The organism is Streptomyces maremycinicus, from assembly GCF_001184025.1.
GTDB lineage: Bacteria > Actinomycetota > Actinomycetes > Streptomycetales > Streptomycetaceae > Streptomyces > Streptomyces maremycinicus.
The window spans coordinates 17,566-33,614 of sequence record NZ_BBYG01000032.1 but is presented as its reverse complement, the minus strand read 5'-3'; the positions used below and the strand labels follow the sequence as shown (position 1 = coordinate 33,614).

The following is a 16,049-nucleotide window of genomic DNA, read 5'->3' as shown; positions in this document are numbered from 1 at the left end:
GTCGGGATCGGGTCCGTCGTGGATGGTCAGTGCTCCGGCGAGGTCGAGGTCGGCGACGGTGCCGTGTGCTCCGGCGCGGACAAGCAGTACTGCGCCGAGCGCGGTGCTCCAGAACGTCCTGGCTTCCACGTCCAGCGGTCGACGGGCACTCCAGCCGCGGCTGTCCATGAGCCGGCTCACGAAGCGCTCGGACTGCCGGAACAGCAACTGGAGGTGCTGGTCGACCACGGGCGCGAGTTCGGGTTTGGAGATCGCGGCGGCGAGTGCTCGCGTGACGGGCGGGAGCGAGGGCATGGCCAGTACCGCGCGGGCCATGTTGCGCCGAAATGTCGCCGCGTCGGAGGCCTGGCGGCCGATGCGCTCGATCCGTCGGGCATCGTGCAGCAGGCCGAGAAAGGCGGCGTGCACGAGGAGCGAGTCCTTGGAGCCGAAGTGGTAGGTGACCTGGTTGGGGAAGACACCTGCCGCGTTCGCGATCTCCGCGACGCTCACCTCGGCGTTGGGTCGCTCCACGCAGAGCCGTGCCGTTGCCTCGATCAGCCGATGTCTCGTCGCGTGACCGCGGTCGCGCGACCGAGCCGACGTTGATCGAGTTTCGGTTCGCTTCTTCTCCACCCCGGAATTGTATGTGATACAACAAGGGCGTTGACTTGTATGGCATACAAGAAGGGTTGAGGGGCATGCACCGGACTGAAGTCGTCGTGACCGGACTCGGCGCGATCACACCACTCGGGGCAGACGTGGCGTCCACCTGGGACGCGCTGCTTGCCGGCGAGTCCGGCCTCCGCGGCATCCTGCGTGGCCACGAAGATGTCGGCCTTCCGGACACCGCCGCGGGGACGATGGCGACCGACCCCGCCGCGTTGCTGCCGCCGGTGCGGGCCAGGCGGCTCGACCGGTCGCAGCAGGCGGCCCTGGTCGCGGCGGCTGAAGCCTGGGCCGATGCCGGAGCCCCAGAAGTTGACCCGGACCGGCTGGCATCGGCGATCGGCACGGGTATCGGGGGCGTACAGACGCTGCTGAAGGAAGACGACGTACTGGAGAAGGCGGGGACGCGGCGCGTCTCGCCACGCACGGTCCCGATGCTCATGCCCAATGCCGCGGCGGCGCTGATCAGCATCGAGTACGGCGCTCGTGCCGGGGTCTACACGCCCGTCTCGGCGTGCTCCTCCGGTGCCGAGGCGATCGCCTTGGGGGCCAGGCTCATCCGTGCCGGCGAGGCGGACGTGGTGATCACGGGCGGGACCGAGGCCGCGATCACACCGATCACCGTTGCCGGCTTCGCCCAGGCGCAGGCGCTGTCGCGGCATACCGTCGAACCCGCCTCAGCGTCCCGTCCGTTCGCCGCGGACCGCAGCGGATTCGTCCTCAGCGAGGGCGCGGCTGTCGTGGTGCTGGAAAGCGCCGAGCACGCCGGCGCCCGGGGCGCGCGCGTCCACGCGGTGCTCGCCGGCGCCGGCATCGCCGCTGACGCTCACCACATCACGGCGCCCGCCGCCGACGGCTCCGGTCAGATCTCGGCGATGCGCAAGGCCCTCGCGCAAGCCGGTCTGGCTCCTGAGCAGATCAGCCACATCAATGCCCATGCCACAGGTACTCCTGTCGGCGACGTTGCCGAGGCGTACGCGATCGGGAAGGTCTTCGGCCGCGCCAGCGTGACGGCCCCCAAGGCGGCGCTCGGTCATCTCTTCGGGGCCGCCGGGGCGATCGAAGCACTCATCGCCATCCTCAGCGTGGAGCACGGGGTCATCCCGCCGACCCGTAACCTCACCGCGGTCGGCGTCGATCCCGACATCGATCTGGATGTCGTCGCCGAGCGACGACATGCCCCCCAGGAGGCCGTGCTCAGCAACTCCTTCGGCTTCGGTGGGCAGAACGTCTCGCTCATCGTCACCGGCGCAGTGCACCAGGCATCCCGGCCCTGACGGCACCATGACCCACGCGAAGGCACCGCTGTCCCGGAGGATCGCCGCCGATGAGCGGGCCGCCGATCCGCCATCCGCGGCAGATGTCGGCCAGTGCTGCGCAGCCCTTGCTTCCGCGGATGGTCCCGACATTGCTGAGGTCCCACGTGCAGCCGTTCGTACCGCGTTCGTCGCCCCGGTTCGGCGAACAGCGAGACATCCGCTCCCGTTCGCAGTCTGGCCAGGCGGAGCCGGAATCGGCCGCCGTGTCAGTGCAGTACCCGCCCGAGGAAGCCGCGCAGGTAACCCGCGACGACGTCCAGGTGGCTCTCCAGCAGGAAGTGACCACCGTTGATCAGGTGCACCTCGTGGTCCTCGGCGTCGCGGGCGAAGGCCAGGGCGCCGGCCGGGCCGAAGATCTCGTCGTTGCGGCCCCAGACGGCGAGCACCGGCACCTCGCTGGTGCGCAGGAATTCGTGCAGAAGCGGGTAGAGCGGGCGGTTGTTCTGGTAGTCGCGGAACAGCGCCAGCTGGACCTCGTCGTTGCCCTGGCGGGAGACGAGCGCGAAGTCGTGCTCCCAGGTGTCCGGGCTGACCAGGCTCGGGTCGGGCACGCCGTGCAGATACTGCCAGCGGATGGCGTCGACGCTCAGCGCGGTGCGGACGGCGGGTTCGGTGTCGGGCCCGGGGTTCGCCCCGTAGGCCCAGACGTCGGTCCAGAACGACTCGACGAAGCCGTCCTCGTAGCCGTTGCCGTTCTGGGTGACGAGGGCGGAGATCCGCTCGGGATGCTTGAGGGCGAGGCGCCACCCGATGGGGGCGCCGTAGTCCTGGACGTAGAGGGCGTAGCGGTCCAGGCCCAGTTGGTCGAGGAGTACGGAGGTGAGTTCGGCGAGGGCGTCGAAGGTGTAGGTGAACTGTCCCACGAGGGGTGCGTCGGAGTGGCCGAAGCCGAGGTGGTCCGGCGCGATGACGTGGTAGTCGTCGGCCAGCAGCGGGATGAGCTCGCGGAACATGAACGAGCTGGTGGGGTAGCCGTGCAGCAGGACGATCGCCGGGGCGTCGGTGGGGCCGGCTTCGCGGTAGAAGATCCGGTGGCCGTCGACGGTGGCGGTCCGGTGGTGTACCGAGCTCATATCTAACCCTTCGGATTGCTTGAGCCGGTTAGGTGCTCACTAGGCAAGCATGGTCGCGGCTAACCTGTCAAATGACTTAAGGGGGTTAGAGAGGGGTGACGGGATGGACACGCTGCTGGATCTGCTCAACAGCAGGCCCTTGGTCAACGGTGAGGAAGAGGACGCGCTCGGGCGACGAGGCCGGAGGCAGACGCTGGGCGCGGGAGGACGGCGGCGAAGGCGGCCTCGCGGAACTGGCGCTGCTGCGCGAGACGCGGAACATCCTGCGGGACACAGCGCGCGCAGAGCGTTCGCCCGTCGCCTTGAGGCCGCTGCTCGAAGAGATCCGCCAGATCCCGGAGATCGTTGCGGATGCTCTTCAGTGAGAACTGTGCATCGTGAAGTTGCTGGTCACGGGTCTGGTGTGCGCGGGGTTCGGGATGCTCGTGCTGGTCGTGGGTCGATGACTTCGGTGAAGATCGTCGATCACCGGGACACTTGGCGGTTCATGAGGGCGAGCAGGGCCCTGACCAGGAGGGTCGCCCAGGTCGGGTCGGTGCGGACTTTGCCGGGAACGCCAGTTTTCGAGGTGGGCGGAGCCGTGCTCCACCGGTGCCCGGACCGCTGCCGGTGCGGTGTTCGACAGCTCCTGTCCTCGTGTCAGGGGCCGGTTCCGGGCGGCCTTGTAAACGGTGATCACTGCGGGGCCGGTGTCGGGGCCGCTGTCGTCGAGCCCGACGAAGCCCAGGTCGGCGATCGCCCCGAGACCGGCCGCCCGCAGCTTCTTCATCGTCTGACCACCTCGACAGACGCGTCGTCCCCGGCTCCTCGGATCGGCACCTGCCCACTTCAATCCGGTGGCAGGGGACCGGGCTCTGCTGCATGATCACGTCATGACGAGTCCGGCTGCCTTCCGGGACCAGGGCAACTGGTCCGGTGGCTACTACGAGTTGGCCATCGAGGTCGGGTCGAGCGACGATGCCCGGCTTCAGGCTGTCCTGAGCGCACTGTGGGCCGCCGCTGACGTCAACGGATGCTTCGGGCGCTCGGATCGTGAGCCCGGGGAGCAGGATTCCGTGCCGTGCACAGTCGACTCTCTGGCCGAGTTCGGCGGTCACCTCCACGGTCAGGTGCGTCTGCCGACGGGCCAGTTGGTCGTCTGCGGGTGCGTGGCGATCCGTGGCGGCGACGACAGCGGCGACTGGCTGGACTTTTACGTCCCGCTCGGTGCGTTGGATCATGCGGGTCTTGACTACTGGGACGGCCGGCCGTTCTTCAGGTCCGCCGTGATGGACGAGTGGCTGGCCGCCATCGGCGCCGAGGTCTTCACGAGAGCCTTCTTCGACCTGGGTCTCGTCGGCTTCGAGGTCTCTGGTTGCGCGGACGCAGCCACCCTGGCAGGAAAGCTGCCGCAGAGGCGGAGCATCGGATACCTACTGCCGCTGGGCGACGTCCTGCACTATGGCGCCGCCAACGCCTGAATCCTGCTGCGTGAGGTGGGGTGAGCCGGCGCCGCGCCGAGCGTCGCTGCGCTCGATGCACGCGTCGTTCAGGAACCGCTCCACGCGCGCAGCTGACGGCCGATGAGGGCGACGCCCATGGCGCCGGTAGCGGCGTCCCGCACCAACGAGACCGCCTCCTTCGGAGGGTAGTCGAGCCGGCATCCGTTCAGAGTCAGATACGCCTCCGCGGAATGCCAGGCGAACGCCTCGTTGGAGTGCTCCAGACACGGCAGCTTCACCAGCGTCTGGAGCAGGGCGGCACCTCGGAGATACACGGAGCCGTAGATGTCACGATCCATCGCCCGAGCGTTGACCCGGGCGACAGCCGCGTAGAGCGGGCCGTAGTCGTCGACCTGCGGATCACCGGGCAACAGCTGCGCGGCGTGCAGCAGGAAAGGCACCTCGAGCGGATGGAGCGGTTCGCTCTGCGTCACGCGGCGTGGCCCCGCTTCTGCTGCTCCTCGAGACCGCGCCGCGCCTCCAGCTCCGCAGCGCGCTGCTCCGCGCTCGGATCGGCCGCGCCGGCCTCCGCGGCAAACGCGCTGCCGCTGCGGGACATCGATTCCCTGAACGCATCGAGGAAGCGATCTTGCACGGCGGTGGCGCGAGCGTAGGCAGCGGACAGGATGTACTCCTGAAGGCTGACGCCCTCCTGCTTCGCGGCGGCCTCGATCGCGGCACGCTGGTCCGGGTCGGGAAAGCGCAGATTCATGGCTTTGGCAGGCGGCATGGTACCAACGGTACCGCAGGTACCGTGCCGCGAGCCAGATCGCGGTCGAGCCCGCGTTCCGCCCCGCGGGGCCCGGCGACCTTCCTCACCCTGCCCGAGGTCGTCGTCTCATCGCGGGGGGGGGGGCGAGCGCATCCCTCGCGCAGGAGCCGCCCCGCACCCCCGAGGCCCGAGGCCCGAGGCCCGAGGCCCGAGGCCCGAGGCCCGAGGCCCGAGGCCCGAGGCCCGAGGCCCGAGGCCCGAGGCCCGAGCGAGGGTGGAGGCGTGCCGCATCCGAGGAGTCCGCAGTTGCGGAAAGCATGAGTGAGCATGAGTGAGACAAGCCGTGGCGCTTGGCGTTTCTGGGGGAGAGGAGGCTCTGCGATGACCATGGGCACCGACGCCCACTCCGCGGCCCACCTGTACGCCTACATCGGGTACCGCGACGTTCCAGCTGCGATCGACTGGTTCGCGGCCGTCGGATTCGAGGTCGTGGCCCGGCAGGAAGAGCCGGACGGAACCGTTGTGCATGCCGAGGTGCGACGGGGTGCCGTCGTGGTCATGCTGACGACGGACGATCGGCCGTACACCCCACCACCGCTGCGGGACGACAGCACCGGCAGCGGCCTTTACCTGCTGCTCGGCGACGCGGCTCTCGTCGAGGACTGGTATCGCCGGGCGGTGGTGGCAGGAGCCCGCGGTGTGATCCCGCCGGAGACGACGCCGTGGGGTGCCGTGCGAGCCCGTGTTCTCGATCCGGAGGGTCATGAATGGAGCGCCGGGACGTACCGACCGGGTGGGGGATGAGCGAGTAGTCGCCCCTGGCGCAGGCCCCTGAGTGCCTGCGCCTATGCCTGGCGTGCGGAGGCATGGGCGGCCCACTCCCGGAACGCGCGGCGACCGCCGCGGTCGGGCTGGGCGTGGTTCAGCTGTCGGTCGTCGTTCGCTCGGGGTTTCCGTCCGTGGCGAAGCGGGCCTGCACGCCGGGGCGGTCGAGGAGTCGGGCCGGGTAGCCGGGGCCGGTGCGCACCGTGACGTCCTGGCGGTGCAGCGGTTCACCGCACGAGGAGCAGATGACCTTGGCCCGGGTGTCGTGGCCGCAGGCGGTGTGGTGCATGACCACGGGGATGCCGGCGTCGTCGGCCAGCCATCGGTCGCCCCAGGCGTTGATCGCGGCGAGCACGCCGAAGAAGTCGCGGCCCTTGTCCGTCGCAAGGTACTCGTGGCGTACGGGGTCGCTCTGATAAGGGCTGCGTTGCAGCAGGCCCGCGTCCTCCAGGCGCCGGAGCCGGTCGGTCAGGGTGTTCCGCGCGATGCCGAGCGAGTCGACGAAGCCGTCGAAACGTGACTCGCCGTAGAAGACCTCACGCAGGACGAGCAGCGTCCATCCGTCGCCCAGGATGTCCACCGTCCGGGCGATCGAGCAGGGCCAGCTGTCGAACGAGGTCCGTCTCATGCCGGCGATCTTATCAGTTTCATCATGAGACCCACTTGCCTTACTCGGTGCGGTCCCGCTAGCGTCCCGTGAGTCTCATCATGCAACTTACGAGGAGGGGATGATGAACTCCAGCCGGACGAGCACACCCGCGGTCACCGTCGAACGGGACGGCCACGTCCTGCTGATGGGGCTGAACCGTCCCGCCAAGCGCAACGCCTTCACCCGGCAGATGCTCAGCGAGCTGTCGGCCGCGTACGGGCTGCTGGAGTCCGACGACGACCTCCGGTGCGGGGTGCTGTTCGCCCACGGCGACCACTTCACGGGTGGCCTGGACATGCTTGATGTGGGCGCCGAACTGACCTCGGGGCAGTTCGACGCCCCCGAGGGCGGCCGGGACCCCTGGCGCCTGGACGGACCGTGGTCGAAGCCCGTCGTCGCGGCTGCGCACGGCTGGGTGATGACGCTCGGCATCGAGCTGGTCCTGGCCGCCGACATCCGCGTGGCCGCCCGGGACACGCGCTTCGCCCAGTACGAGATCCGCCGCGGCATCTACCCCTTCGGCGGGGGCACCTTCCGTTTCCCCCAGCAGGCCGGATGGGGCAACGCCATGCGCTGGATCCTGACCGGCGAGGAGTTCGACGCCGCCGAGGCCCACCGCATCGGCCTGGTGCAGGAACTGGCCGCCGACGGGCCGGCCACCCTCTCCCGCGCCACCGAGATCGCCACCCTCATCGCCGAGAAATCCGCCCCACTGGGAGTGCGCACCGTCTTCGCCTCCGCCCACCTGGCCCACGAGCACGGCGAGCGCGCCGCGATCGAGCGTCTGCGCCCGGACATCGCACGGCTGCTCTCGACCGCCGACGGCGCCGAGGGAATCCAGTCCTTCATCGAGCGCCGCGACGCCGTCTTCACCGGCCGCTGACCCGCCCGCCCCGCCGCCCCGTCAGGAGACATCTCCGGCTGCCGCATCCGCTGACGGCCACTGTCGGCCCAACGGGGCGCGACGAACCAGGCGTCCAGCACCTCTTCCACGCGGACAGCCGGGCCGAAGGCCGCCCGCCACAGCGACCCTGCTCCCCCGGGGAGTCAGTCGCCCCGACGACGGGGACCGGTAGGGCGGTTGCGTCGGAGGGGCGCATGAGAGTGTCACTTTTCGCCGCCAGGTCTTCGGCGCGAGGCTTCGGCCGTGAGAGCAGGGGCGGTTGCAGGCATCGGCGCCTGCGGATCGGTCGACCCGTTGGGGGAGGGCCCGGGGGGAGAGCCCGGGGGCGGATCCGCGGTGCGCGCCTCGCCGCAAGAACGTGCCGCGTCTGAGGACAGCCAGGACGAGGCGAGCGGTATGGCCGACCTGACGGCGGTCGCGCCGCGTGCGGGAGGCTGTGCACGCCGGTCCGCGTGCCCCCTTCAGGTGTGGCGTGGCGCACGCAGTGCACGGGCTGCACCCCGGGGAGTCATGCGGACTCGTCGTCCTGTGGCAGCGGGCGGCTGTTGATCGCGTCGGCGATGGCGTAGGCGATGTGGACGAAGGACTCTGCCTGCTGCGCCGACAGGTCCCGCGCGGAGGTCTCTTCCAGGGCGCGCCACATGGCGGAGATGGGCTCACGCAGGGCCCGGCCCTGGTCGGTGAGGTGGACGACCATGACCCGCCGGTCGTGCTCCGCGGGCTCGCGCATGAGCAGGCCTGCCTCCTGCATACGGCGAAGGGACTTGGAGACGGTGGAGTGGTCCAGGCCGACGCTGTCGAGCAGCTCGGACTGGGTCTGGCCGTCCCGGTCGAGGAGCTGCATCAGCAGCAGTTCCTGTCCGGGATGCAGGTTCATCTCGCGGAGCATGGCGGCGGCGCGGGCCCGATGCGCGCGGGCGAGCTGGAAGATCGCGTAGCTCATCGGCCCCTCACTGGCCGTACTGGGCGTGCTCGGCGTGCGGGGTGTGGGGCTGGGCATGGCTGCTTCCTCAGACGGTGTAGGTGGGGTAGTCGGTGTAGCCGGCCACTCCGCCGCCGTAGAAGGTCGCCGGGTCGGGGGTGTTCAGCGGCGCGTCAGAGCGTAGCCGCTCGACCAGGTCCGGGTTGGCGAGCGCGAGGGCGCCGACGGAGACGAGGTCGGCCGTACCGTCGTCGACGTCCTTGGCGCGGGTGGGCAGATCGGCGCCGGCGCGGTTGAGGATCAGCGTGGCCGGCCACAGCGCGCGCAGGGTACCCAGCAGCGTTTCGTCTCCGGAGTGGAGGACGTGGAGGTAGGCGAGGCCGAGCGGGCTCAGGGCGCGTACGAGTGCCGGATACAGCTCGGCGGTGTCGGACTCGGCGATGTCGTTGTAGGGGTTGCCGGGGGAGATGCGCAGGCCGGTGCGGTCGGCACCGATCTCGTCGGCCACGGCAGCGGCCACCTCGACGGCGAAGCGGATGCGGTTGTCGAGGGAGCCACCGTAGCGGTCGGTGCGCCGGTTGGTGCTGTCGGACAGGAACTGGTGCACCAGGTAGCCGTTGGCGCCGTGGATCTCCACCCCGTCGGCGCCTGCCGCGACGGCGGCCGCTGCGGCGCGGCGGAAGTCCTGGACGGTCGCTTCGACCTCCTGCGTCGACAGCGCCCGCGGTGTCGGCATCTCCTGCGGTCCGGACGCGGTGAACATCGCGCCCTGCGGGCGGATCGCCGAAGGCGCGACCGGCCGGCGCCCGTGGGGGGTGTTGTCGGGGTGGGCGATGCGGCCGGTGTGCATCAGCTGGATGACGATCCGGCCGTCGGCCGCGTGCACGGCGTCGGTGACCTTGCGCCACCCCGCGATCTGGTCGTCGTTGTGGAGGCCGGGGGTCAGGAGATAGCCCTGACCGTCGGCGGAGGGCTGGGTTCCCTCGGTGATGATGAGCGCGTGCGACGCCCGCTGGGCGTAGTACTCGGCGTTCAGCTCGGTGGGGACGCCTTCGGCTGTGGAGCGGTCACGCGTCATGGGGGCCATGACCAGACGGTGCGGCAGGGAAATGGCGCCGACGGTGGTCGGTGCCCACAGGGAGTTCAGCATGAATGGTCCTTCCGGGGGCGATGAACAGGAGTGATCGGAGAGGCAGGGAGTGCGTGGCGAAAGGCAAGGAGTGCGTGATCAGACGAGGGTGAGGACGAGCTTGCCCCGCACGTGCCCGGTGTCGCTGACCTGCTGAGCCGTGGCCGCCTGGGCGAGTGGGTAGGCGGTGACGGTGGTGGTGAGCTTGCCGGCCGCGGCGTGCTGCGCCAGGGCGGCCAAGCGGGTGACCGAGCGTGCCTGGGACCCCTGGGAGAAGGTGATCCCCAGCTGCCGTGCCCCGAAGTCGGCGATGGTGACGATGCGGTCGGTGCCGCCCCGCAGGGTGATGGAGTCCTCCAGGGCCCCCTTCCCCGCGAGGTCGAACACCGCGTCCACGCCGTCGGGAGCCAGTGCCCGCACCCGCTCCACCAGACCCTCGCCGTACGTGGTCGCGGTGGCGCCGAGCGAGGTGAGGTAGTCCTGGTTGGAGGGGCCCGCGGTGGCGATCACGCGTGCTCCGCGGGCCGTGGCGAGCTGGACCGCCAGGGTTCCGACCGCTCCGGACGCGCCGTGCATCAGCACCGTCTCCCCGGCGGCGACGGCCAGCAGCTTCAGGACCCGCTCGGCCGTCTCGCCCGCCACCGGCAGCGCGACTGCGTGCTGCCAGTCGAGGCCGGCGGGCTTGGGGGCCACGGTGGTGGCCAGCGCGTACTCGGCGTACGAGCCGCTGTCCGACCAGCCCAGCACCTCGTCGCCCACCTGCGTGTCCCGCACGCCTTCACCCAGGGCGTCCACCACACCGGCGAGCTCCTGACCAGGAACGGAGGGGAGCGGTGTGGGGAACACGGCCTCCAGCGCCCCGGAGCGGATCTTGCCGTCCAGCGCGTTCACTCCGGCCGCCTTGACGCGGACCCGCACCTGGCCAGGACCGGGCCGCGGAACCTCGATGTCCGCCTCCCGCAGCACTTCTGTGCCTCCGAAGCGGTCGAACAGGATGGCTTTCATGACTGCTCCTCTCGTGCCGTCACCCGTTTAGGTGGCTGGACACATAAAGACGCTAACACTAATAATGTGGCTAGCCAAGTATTTGTCGCCGGGGGCCGTGAGAGTGCCGCGGGGGCGTGAGAGTGCGGCCCGAGGCCCTGGCGCGTATACGAATTGGCGGGAGGCGGGCGGGCTGGGGCGGGGTGCCGACGTCGCCGCGGTGACCACCGAGCCGCAACGTGAGGTCCGTGAAGTCGTCGAGCGACTGGCCGCAGTCGGGCAGGGGCCGCCGGGTGATCAGGAGGTCCTGGTCGTGCTGGACGCCGGATACGACGCCCTGCGCATCGACCTCTGTAGGCCTTTGGGAAGCCGGCCGGCCGAACGGGCTCATGCCCGCCCGTGTCCGCGCAGAATGCAGGAACCGCACGCGAAGACCGGCTCCCCGGCCGGTGCACCTAACCCGTCCCGACCCGGACCGAGCGCGCGGCCAGGCTCGAAGAACCAGCGACCGGCCGTCCGTCACGACGTCAGGCGGGTCCTCGCCGCGGCGAGGCGTTCCATCGTCCCGACCATCACAGAGTCGGCATCAAGCTCTGCCGCGGCACCTGAAGCTGCGCCCGCCCGGACCGTCAGGAAGCCGACGAGGTTGGATGGTTCCATGGTGAGACGAAAGCGGGAGAACAAGAGGCGACCTCCCTTCGGCATGCCGAAGGCCATCGGCCTGCTCGCGACGCCGGAAGGCTGGCGTCACAGTGTCCTCACCGTTGAAGGCGGCATGCTCTGCGGCCGCCTCGCCGACGTTCCGGTCGACGCCGGACCGGCCGAGGCACGGGCCGCCGCGACGGCCATGGTGGCGGGACTCGCACGCGACTTCCACGCAGTACGCGTCGACGTGACATGGGACCCGCCCCAGGAACCCGAGTCCTGGACCGCCCAGGTCAACGTCGCCGCGACCCCGCCGGATGCCTGTGGTTGAACGACAAGCTGAGAGGTCGTCTCCATCCGCGGTGCGGTGGTAGATCCGCCGCTGTGCAGGACGATGGCCTGGTGCTGGTGCTGGTGCTGGTGCTGGTGCTGGTGCTGGTGCTGGTGCTGGCGTGGTGGGTCGGTGGGGTCGGCTGACCTCAGCGGGACGGGTGCAGTGACATCCGAAGCGGCGGGCGTCGCAGGTCCGTCTCATCTCAAGGCGCCCGGGCCTGCTCCGCGTGGCCGGATTACAGGTCCGGGCCCGTAGGCGCTCAGTCGGCGGTTGCGTCCAGGGAAGCGATGAATCGGTGAGCTTCCGTGCTGGTCATGCCGGTCTCGTCCTGGACCAGCCCGACGGCCTCGCTGTGACCCTCGTTGGCTTGCAGCAGCCGGATTCGTGAGACGAGGCTGCCGCCTCCGAACTCGGGTCGGACGTGCTCGCGGAGAAAGTGCCGACCCTCCACGGCGTTGCAGAATCCCTTGGCTGTCTCCAAGGAGAAGCCGGTCAACGACCGCACTTCCTTGAGGACCTTGATCTTCGGTGTCGTGGCCAACAGGTCGGCTATGCGCAGAGGCAGCAAGGGGTCCATGTGATCATTCTGGTCAAGACGCGAGCAGCGCTGTCCCGGCGGTCGCCTCCGGTCCCGGGCGCTTCGCTCAGGGGGTGCGCCCGATGAAGGCGAGCAGGCGCGTCTGCACGTCGGCACTCTCGGGAACTTCGACCCTCGGTCCGTACTGCCCGCTGCTGCGGAGTACCTCGTCGAGCGGCAGCATCCCGTCGAGCAACCGGGCACATCTGACGGGGTCGAGGGTCTCGTCCTGGCCGCTGGCCCGCGCCAGGTCCCAGGTGTGCATGAAGACGTCGGCCGTGTAGAAGCGGTCGACCGCCTGGTGGAGGGGGACCTCGCCGATGTGGGGGTTCGACAGGACCTTGCCCGCTGTGGCCGGGTCGTCGAGCAGCGCCTGCACTCCGTCGCAGTGGACCGTCCAGGCCGCGACCGGATCGTCGTCGACCGAGGGGCCGTGGGGGAGTTCGACGCCGGCGCCGGACTTCAGGAAAGCCGGGAACCATTCGACGAGGTGACGCACCACGTCCCGGGCGACCCAGCCTTCGCACGGCGCCGGGTTGTCCCATGCCGCCGGGCTCACTCCGCGCACACGCTCCGTGAAAGCTCCGGCGACGATTCGGTGTTCGTCGGTCGCGCTCGTCATGGGTTCAGGCCCTTTCCGTCGGTCCGAAGCTCCTCGGCGGAGCCGGTGCTGTGGATACCCTCGCCGTCCTCACGGCGCGCGAGCAGTTCGTCGAGCCGCTCGTATCCCTGGCGGACGCCGTCCTGCATGCCACTCTTGATGATCGCGTCGCGGGCCTCGACGGACTCCATGACCGACGTCGTGGTGACGCGGGTCCGGCCGCCGAGATCCTCGAAGACGGCCTTCTCCAGGCTGACGCTGTCCGGGAAACCGTCGTAGGCGAAGGTCTGCACGATGCGTTCCTGGGGGCGGACCTCGTGGAACACGCCGCGGAAGCCGTACTCGGTGCCGTCGTCCTCGAGATGTACGTAGCGGTACGCGCCGCCGCTGCGGGCGTCGTACTCGTCGATCCGCATGGTGAGTCGGCGCGGGCCGAGCCACTGGATGAGGAGGTCGGGGTCGGTGTAGGCCCTGAACACACGGTCCCGTGCGGCGTTGAACTCCCGGGTGATGACAATGATCGGCAGCGCCGGGTCGGCCTCGATCCTCGTCTCGAGCCGACCATGGGCCTCTGTGGTGCTCATGACGCTTCCTCCTTGGGCATGTTGTCGTGCGCGGACCGTTGCTCCATCTGCTCGAGCACAGCGTCCAGTCGCCGGAAGCGGTCCTCCGCCTCGCGGCGGTACCGCTCGATCCACTTCGTCATCAGGTCGAACACCTCACCTTCGAGGTGGCAGGGTCGCCGCTGGGCGTCCCTGGTGCGGCTGACGAGGCCGGCTTGCTCCAGGACCTTGATGTGCTTCGACACGGCTTGGACGGTCACGTCATAGGGCTCGGCCAGTTCATTCACCGTGGCGTCGCCTCCGGCCAGCCTCGCGACGATGTCGCGCCGGGTCGGGTCGGCCAGCGCGGAGAACACCCGGGACAGCTGGTCGTCGACCACTCCCCACCTCCCATGTTCAACTCATCGGTTTAATAACCGTAAAGCCGGCCCCGCCGCTTTGTCAACCAATCGGTTGAGTAAGTGCAGAGCGCGCGTCCTTCCGATCACCCTCACGTCTCCCACGTTGCTCCGGTGCGCGAAGGTCACGTTCCGGCAGCGCGCGCCGACACCCTTCGCCCCGCTGCTCGCGGACATCTCGGCGGCGCCTGCCGGGTCAGTCTCGGGAGGCGCGATGTGGGTGCTTCTGGGATCACCGAGGCCTGCGAGGTGGGGGACGACCAAGGGCGCACCGCTCGTGTCGACGTCCGCCACTGGGTCGTGCACCCCGTGCCCGTCACGACGGTCGGCGCACCGGAGGCGAGGTGCGCGATCCGGGATGCCGTGGAGTCGATGACTGGTGGGCGACTGCCGGGGCGGCCTCGCCGCAGCGGATGGCCGACCTGGTCGGCGGGCTGCGGGATCACGGCCCGGACACCTCGCCGCCGGAGTTGCTCACGGATCACTCGGGATGAGTGCCTGCGGTCCGCCAGGACCGGATTCGGCCGGGGGTGCCACTTCCCGCTTACCGGGATTCCCCGCGATTTGCAGGGCAGAAGGAAGTTTCAGCCGATCCCTCAACTGTCAGTGGCGGCCATACCGGCCCTGCCTGTCGGACAGTGCTGGGCGGCGTCGTCCGCGAAAGCGCAGAGCTGACCGATGAACTCTTGGTAGCGGTCAGGGGTGTCGAGATCCCTGCCGGGCAGTCCGTCGGTCCACTGCTGCCAGAGCCCGTCGGGGGCGAGGAACCGGGCGGCGTGGTCGGCCGCGAGCTTGGAGTCGAGCAGCAAGAGCGCGCCGAGGGCGGCTTCCTGGTCGTAGTGAAGGTCCGGCCGAGGCAGGTAGCGGTCGAGGTAGGCGACCAAGGGGGCGACGTCGGCAGGAGTGCCGAAGCCGGCCAGCGTGACGCAGTATGCCTGCCCCGCGTAGGGGACTTCACTGGCGAGCAGGAGCTCGCCGAGGCGGTCCCGGAACTCGGTTCTGCCGGCCACGGCGATGAGCCAGGCTGCCGTCGTGCGCTCGCGCCATCCAATATCGAGCAGCATGCCAAGCTCACGAGGGCTGATCTCGCTGGCGGCCTTGCCCAGCTTCTTCATGAACTTGGCCGTTCGCCTTCGTCGGTCCAATGACGCATGCCAACATCCTTGTACGGGTGATGTCGTCGGACCAGCGATTCGGTCGGCTGGACGCCGTAGCCCTGCATGTCCATCCGCCTCGGTGGTCTGCACGACAGTCCTTTCAGTTCCCGCGGATCCGGTGGGCCTCGGCCACGAGTCGCCGAGGTAGCTTCGGTCCCGCACATGCGTAGTCGATCAGCAGGTTCCGGTAGGTGGTGTTCGCGATCTCTGGCGCCAGGATGATCAGGGTCTTCAGGTCGTCGGACGAGCCGGCAAGGCGTGTGCGGTAGGCGGCTCTCGCCGCGCGCAGGGTGACTTCCTGAGGTTCGTGTTCCAGGCCTTGTTCAACGAGGCTCGCGGCTGCGGCGAAGTCCCCTTGCTCGGCACGCACGTCCGCCAGGTCCAGGTAGAGGGACCAGTTGGCGGAGTCCAGGAGCAGGGCGCATTCGAAAGCCGCAGCAGCCTGATCCAGGTCGCCCATCTCACGCCAGGTGGCCGCTCGGGCGACTGCCGTCCACATGACCCGGTCGACGGCATCGGCGCGGTCGCACAGCACGAAGGACAGTTCGTACCGGCCGCAGGCCCGGGGCAGCCGGGCCATGGCGGCCAGCGACTCCGGCACGGCATCCCGTTCGGACACCACGTCGAGGGCATGGAACCAGGGCGCGAACCGCTCCCGCATCTCGTCGGTGTCCAGGTCGTGGCCGTAGTCCAACGTCCGCAGACACGCCTCGGCCAGCGCCGCGGCACTCACCGCGCGGAGAAAGCGCGCATCGCGGAACCAGGGTGCGGCACCCCAGGCCACGTCGGGCCGCACACCTGTGACCGAGCCAAGGGCCATCACCGCGTTATCCATGTCCCCTTCAAGGAACAGGAAATACGCCTGCGCCAGCACAGCGCTCAAGGAGCCGTCCTCTTCGAGGCTCTCCTTCAGTTCCGGGCGTCGGTCCCGCCACAACTGGGCGAGCGTCGCATAGGGCTCCGGAGCCGCTGGTGCCGAGGCTATTGCCCCCACCAAGAGCTCCACGGCACCGACCGGGTTTCCGCCGCAGTGCGCCATCACGCCAGCGAGACTGACTCCCGCCGCCACTGACCGAATAGGCATCGCCAGAGAATACTCGTGGCCAAAGGTTCCGTGAGCACTTCCCC

Annotated in this window: 20 protein-coding genes and 2 pseudogenes; 6 read left to right on the top strand and 16 right to left on the bottom strand. The window is 69.6% G+C overall.

Features of this window, described 5'->3' with window-relative positions:
• Positions 1-615: TetR/AcrR family transcriptional regulator (locus AOQ37_RS38030; RefSeq protein ID WP_062651793.1), on the bottom strand; the 615-nt coding region annotated here is incomplete at its 3' end.
• 65 nt (positions 616-680) lie between these two features.
• On the opposite strand from AOQ37_RS38030, the gene AOQ37_RS38025 reads away from it, so the two are divergent.
• The gene (locus tag AOQ37_RS38025) at positions 681-1,925 is read left to right on the top strand and encodes a beta-ketoacyl-[acyl-carrier-protein] synthase family protein (RefSeq protein WP_062651781.1); all 1,245 of its coding nucleotides are present in this window, start codon (positions 681-683) and stop codon (positions 1,923-1,925) included.
• A gap of 248 nt (positions 1,926-2,173) precedes the next feature.
• On the opposite strand, the gene AOQ37_RS38020 is transcribed toward AOQ37_RS38025, so the two are convergent.
• Positions 2,174-3,040, bottom strand: coding sequence for an alpha/beta fold hydrolase (locus tag AOQ37_RS38020; RefSeq protein WP_062651779.1), 867 nt, complete (start codon positions 3,038-3,040; stop codon positions 2,174-2,176).
• 103 nt (positions 3,041-3,143) lie between these two features.
• Between AOQ37_RS38020 and AOQ37_RS38015 the strand changes: the two are divergent.
• Positions 3,144-3,402 (top strand): annotated as a pseudogene (locus tag AOQ37_RS38015) (ABATE domain-containing protein); the annotation flags it as partial.
• Here AOQ37_RS38015 and AOQ37_RS39485 read toward each other — a convergent pair.
• The gene (locus tag AOQ37_RS39485) at positions 3,399-3,809 is read right to left on the bottom strand and encodes a hypothetical protein (protein ID WP_234437159.1); all 411 of its coding nucleotides are present in this window, start codon (positions 3,807-3,809) and stop codon (positions 3,399-3,401) included. The pseudogene AOQ37_RS38015 and the gene AOQ37_RS39485 overlap by 4 nt on opposite strands.
• A 103-nt stretch (positions 3,810-3,912) precedes the next feature.
• Here AOQ37_RS39485 and AOQ37_RS38010 point away from each other — a divergent pair, with 103 nt between their 5' ends.
• Positions 3,913-4,500, top strand: coding sequence for a hypothetical protein (locus AOQ37_RS38010; protein WP_234437158.1), 588 nt, complete (start codon positions 3,913-3,915; stop codon positions 4,498-4,500).
• Positions 4,501-4,568: 68 nt separating this feature from the next.
• On the opposite strand, the gene AOQ37_RS38005 is transcribed toward AOQ37_RS38010, so the two are convergent.
• Positions 4,569-4,955, bottom strand: a complete 387-nt coding sequence (locus tag AOQ37_RS38005; RefSeq protein ID WP_062651777.1) for a hypothetical protein — start codon at positions 4,953-4,955, stop codon at positions 4,569-4,571.
• The gene (locus AOQ37_RS38000; protein WP_234437157.1) at positions 4,952-5,251 is read right to left on the bottom strand and encodes a type II toxin -antitoxin system TacA 1-like antitoxin; all 300 of its coding nucleotides are present in this window, start codon (positions 5,249-5,251) and stop codon (positions 4,952-4,954) included. Before AOQ37_RS38000 ends, AOQ37_RS38005 begins: the two co-directional genes overlap by 4 nt.
• 363 nt (positions 5,252-5,614) lie before the next feature.
• Between AOQ37_RS38000 and AOQ37_RS37995 the strand changes: the two genes are divergently transcribed.
• On the top strand, positions 5,615-6,037 hold the full coding sequence (locus AOQ37_RS37995; RefSeq protein WP_062651773.1) for a VOC family protein: 423 nt from the start codon (positions 5,615-5,617) through the stop codon (positions 6,035-6,037).
• A 118-nt stretch (positions 6,038-6,155) separates the two neighbouring features.
• Here the strand turns inward: AOQ37_RS37995 and AOQ37_RS37990 are convergent, their stop codons facing one another.
• On the bottom strand, positions 6,156-6,686 hold the full coding sequence (locus AOQ37_RS37990) for a winged helix-turn-helix transcriptional regulator (protein ID WP_062651771.1): 531 nt from the start codon (positions 6,684-6,686) through the stop codon (positions 6,156-6,158).
• A gap of 103 nt (positions 6,687-6,789) precedes the next feature.
• Here AOQ37_RS37990 and AOQ37_RS37985 point away from each other — a divergent pair, with 103 nt between their 5' ends.
• Positions 6,790-7,590, top strand: coding sequence for a crotonase/enoyl-CoA hydratase family protein (locus AOQ37_RS37985; protein WP_078890594.1), 801 nt, complete (start codon positions 6,790-6,792; stop codon positions 7,588-7,590).
• A gap of 529 nt (positions 7,591-8,119) precedes the next feature.
• Here the strand turns inward: AOQ37_RS37985 and AOQ37_RS37980 are convergent.
• From AOQ37_RS37980 to AOQ37_RS37970, 3 genes are all read right to left on the bottom strand, one after another.
• Complete coding sequence (locus tag AOQ37_RS37980) at positions 8,120-8,611, bottom strand: MarR family winged helix-turn-helix transcriptional regulator (RefSeq protein WP_062651767.1); 492 nt, start codon at positions 8,609-8,611, stop codon at positions 8,120-8,122.
• Positions 8,612-8,621: 10 nt separating this feature from the next.
• Positions 8,622-9,683, bottom strand: a complete 1,062-nt coding sequence (locus AOQ37_RS37975) for an alkene reductase (protein ID WP_062651765.1) — start codon at positions 9,681-9,683, stop codon at positions 8,622-8,624.
• Positions 9,684-9,761: 78 nt separating this feature from the next.
• Positions 9,762-10,667: an NADP-dependent oxidoreductase gene (locus tag AOQ37_RS37970; protein ID WP_062651763.1), complete on the bottom strand. Its 906-nt coding sequence runs from the start codon at positions 10,665-10,667 to the stop codon at positions 9,762-9,764.
• A gap of 637 nt (positions 10,668-11,304) precedes the next feature.
• On the opposite strand from AOQ37_RS37970, the gene AOQ37_RS40715 reads away from it, so the two are divergent.
• The gene (locus AOQ37_RS40715) at positions 11,305-11,622 is read left to right on the top strand and encodes a hypothetical protein (RefSeq protein WP_159401450.1); all 318 of its coding nucleotides are present in this window, start codon (positions 11,305-11,307) and stop codon (positions 11,620-11,622) included.
• Between the two features lie 262 nt (positions 11,623-11,884).
• Here the strand turns inward: AOQ37_RS40715 and AOQ37_RS37955 are convergent, their stop codons facing one another.
• The 7 genes and pseudogenes from AOQ37_RS37955 to AOQ37_RS37930 form a co-directional block, all read right to left on the bottom strand.
• A complete protein-coding gene (locus tag AOQ37_RS37955) occupies positions 11,885-12,202 on the bottom strand; it encodes a hypothetical protein (RefSeq protein ID WP_062651757.1) in 318 nt (105 codons plus the stop codon).
• 67 nt (positions 12,203-12,269) lie between these two features.
• Positions 12,270-12,824 carry a TIGR03086 family metal-binding protein gene (locus tag AOQ37_RS41740; protein ID WP_062651755.1) on the bottom strand — a complete coding sequence of 185 codons (555 nt, stop codon included), beginning with the start codon at positions 12,822-12,824 and terminating at the stop codon, positions 12,270-12,272.
• Positions 12,821-13,387: an SRPBCC family protein gene (locus tag AOQ37_RS41735; protein WP_062651753.1), complete on the bottom strand. Its 567-nt coding sequence runs from the start codon at positions 13,385-13,387 to the stop codon at positions 12,821-12,823. The genes AOQ37_RS41740 and AOQ37_RS41735 overlap by 4 nt, the downstream gene beginning before the upstream one ends.
• Positions 13,384-13,746: an ArsR/SmtB family transcription factor gene (locus tag AOQ37_RS37940; protein ID WP_062651751.1), complete on the bottom strand. Its 363-nt coding sequence runs from the start codon at positions 13,744-13,746 to the stop codon at positions 13,384-13,386. Before AOQ37_RS37940 ends, AOQ37_RS41735 begins: the two co-directional genes overlap by 4 nt.
• A 386-nt stretch (positions 13,747-14,132) precedes the next feature.
• A pseudogene (locus tag AOQ37_RS41730) lies at positions 14,133-14,294 on the bottom strand (IS5/IS1182 family transposase); the annotation flags it as partial.
• A 66-nt stretch (positions 14,295-14,360) separates the two neighbouring features.
• On the bottom strand, positions 14,361-15,011 hold the full coding sequence (locus tag AOQ37_RS37935) for a DUF6000 family protein (RefSeq protein ID WP_306305231.1): 651 nt from the start codon (positions 15,009-15,011) through the stop codon (positions 14,361-14,363).
• A 10-nt stretch (positions 15,012-15,021) separates the two neighbouring features.
• Positions 15,022-15,990 (bottom strand): tetratricopeptide repeat protein, encoded by a 969-nt coding sequence (locus tag AOQ37_RS37930; RefSeq protein ID WP_078890597.1) that lies wholly within the window; start codon positions 15,988-15,990, stop codon positions 15,022-15,024.
• Between the last annotated feature and the right edge of the window lie 59 nt (positions 15,991-16,049).

What these genes read in the sequence shown, in the direction of transcription:
- AOQ37_RS37995 (WP_062651773.1), top strand. Translation starts at nt 5,615, where the DNA reads ATGACCATGGGCACCGACGCCCACTCCGCGGCCCACCTGTACGCCTAC.
- AOQ37_RS40715 (WP_159401450.1), top strand. Translation starts at nt 11,305, where the DNA reads ATGGTGAGACGAAAGCGGGAGAACAAGAGGCGACCTCCCTTCGGCATG.
- AOQ37_RS37985 (WP_078890594.1), top strand. Translation starts at nt 6,790, where the DNA reads ATGAACTCCAGCCGGACGAGCACACCCGCGGTCACCGTCGAACGGGAC.
- AOQ37_RS39485 (WP_234437159.1), bottom strand. Translation starts at nt 3,809, where the DNA reads ATGAAGAAGCTGCGGGCGGCCGGTCTCGGGGCGATCGCCGACCTGGGC.
- AOQ37_RS37955 (WP_062651757.1), bottom strand. Translation starts at nt 12,202, where the DNA reads ATGGACCCCTTGCTGCCTCTGCGCATAGCCGACCTGTTGGCCACGACA.
- AOQ37_RS41735 (WP_062651753.1), bottom strand. Translation starts at nt 13,387, where the DNA reads ATGAGCACCACAGAGGCCCATGGTCGGCTCGAGACGAGGATCGAGGCC.
- AOQ37_RS37970 (WP_062651763.1), bottom strand. Translation starts at nt 10,667, where the DNA reads ATGAAAGCCATCCTGTTCGACCGCTTCGGAGGCACAGAAGTGCTGCGG.
- AOQ37_RS37975 (WP_062651765.1), bottom strand. Translation starts at nt 9,683, where the DNA reads ATGCTGAACTCCCTGTGGGCACCGACCACCGTCGGCGCCATTTCCCTG.
- AOQ37_RS38010 (WP_234437158.1), top strand. Translation starts at nt 3,913, where the DNA reads ATGACGAGTCCGGCTGCCTTCCGGGACCAGGGCAACTGGTCCGGTGGC.
- AOQ37_RS38000 (WP_234437157.1), bottom strand. Translation starts at nt 5,251, where the DNA reads ATGCCGCCTGCCAAAGCCATGAATCTGCGCTTTCCCGACCCGGACCAG.
- AOQ37_RS37990 (WP_062651771.1), bottom strand. Translation starts at nt 6,686, where the DNA reads ATGAGACGGACCTCGTTCGACAGCTGGCCCTGCTCGATCGCCCGGACG.
- AOQ37_RS41740 (WP_062651755.1), bottom strand. Translation starts at nt 12,824, where the DNA reads ATGACGAGCGCGACCGACGAACACCGAATCGTCGCCGGAGCTTTCACG.
- AOQ37_RS37980 (WP_062651767.1), bottom strand. Translation starts at nt 8,611, where the DNA reads ATGCCCAGCCCCACACCCCGCACGCCGAGCACGCCCAGTACGGCCAGT.
- AOQ37_RS38020 (WP_062651779.1), bottom strand. Translation starts at nt 3,040, where the DNA reads ATGAGCTCGGTACACCACCGGACCGCCACCGTCGACGGCCACCGGATC.
- AOQ37_RS38025 (WP_062651781.1), top strand. Translation starts at nt 681, where the DNA reads ATGCACCGGACTGAAGTCGTCGTGACCGGACTCGGCGCGATCACACCA.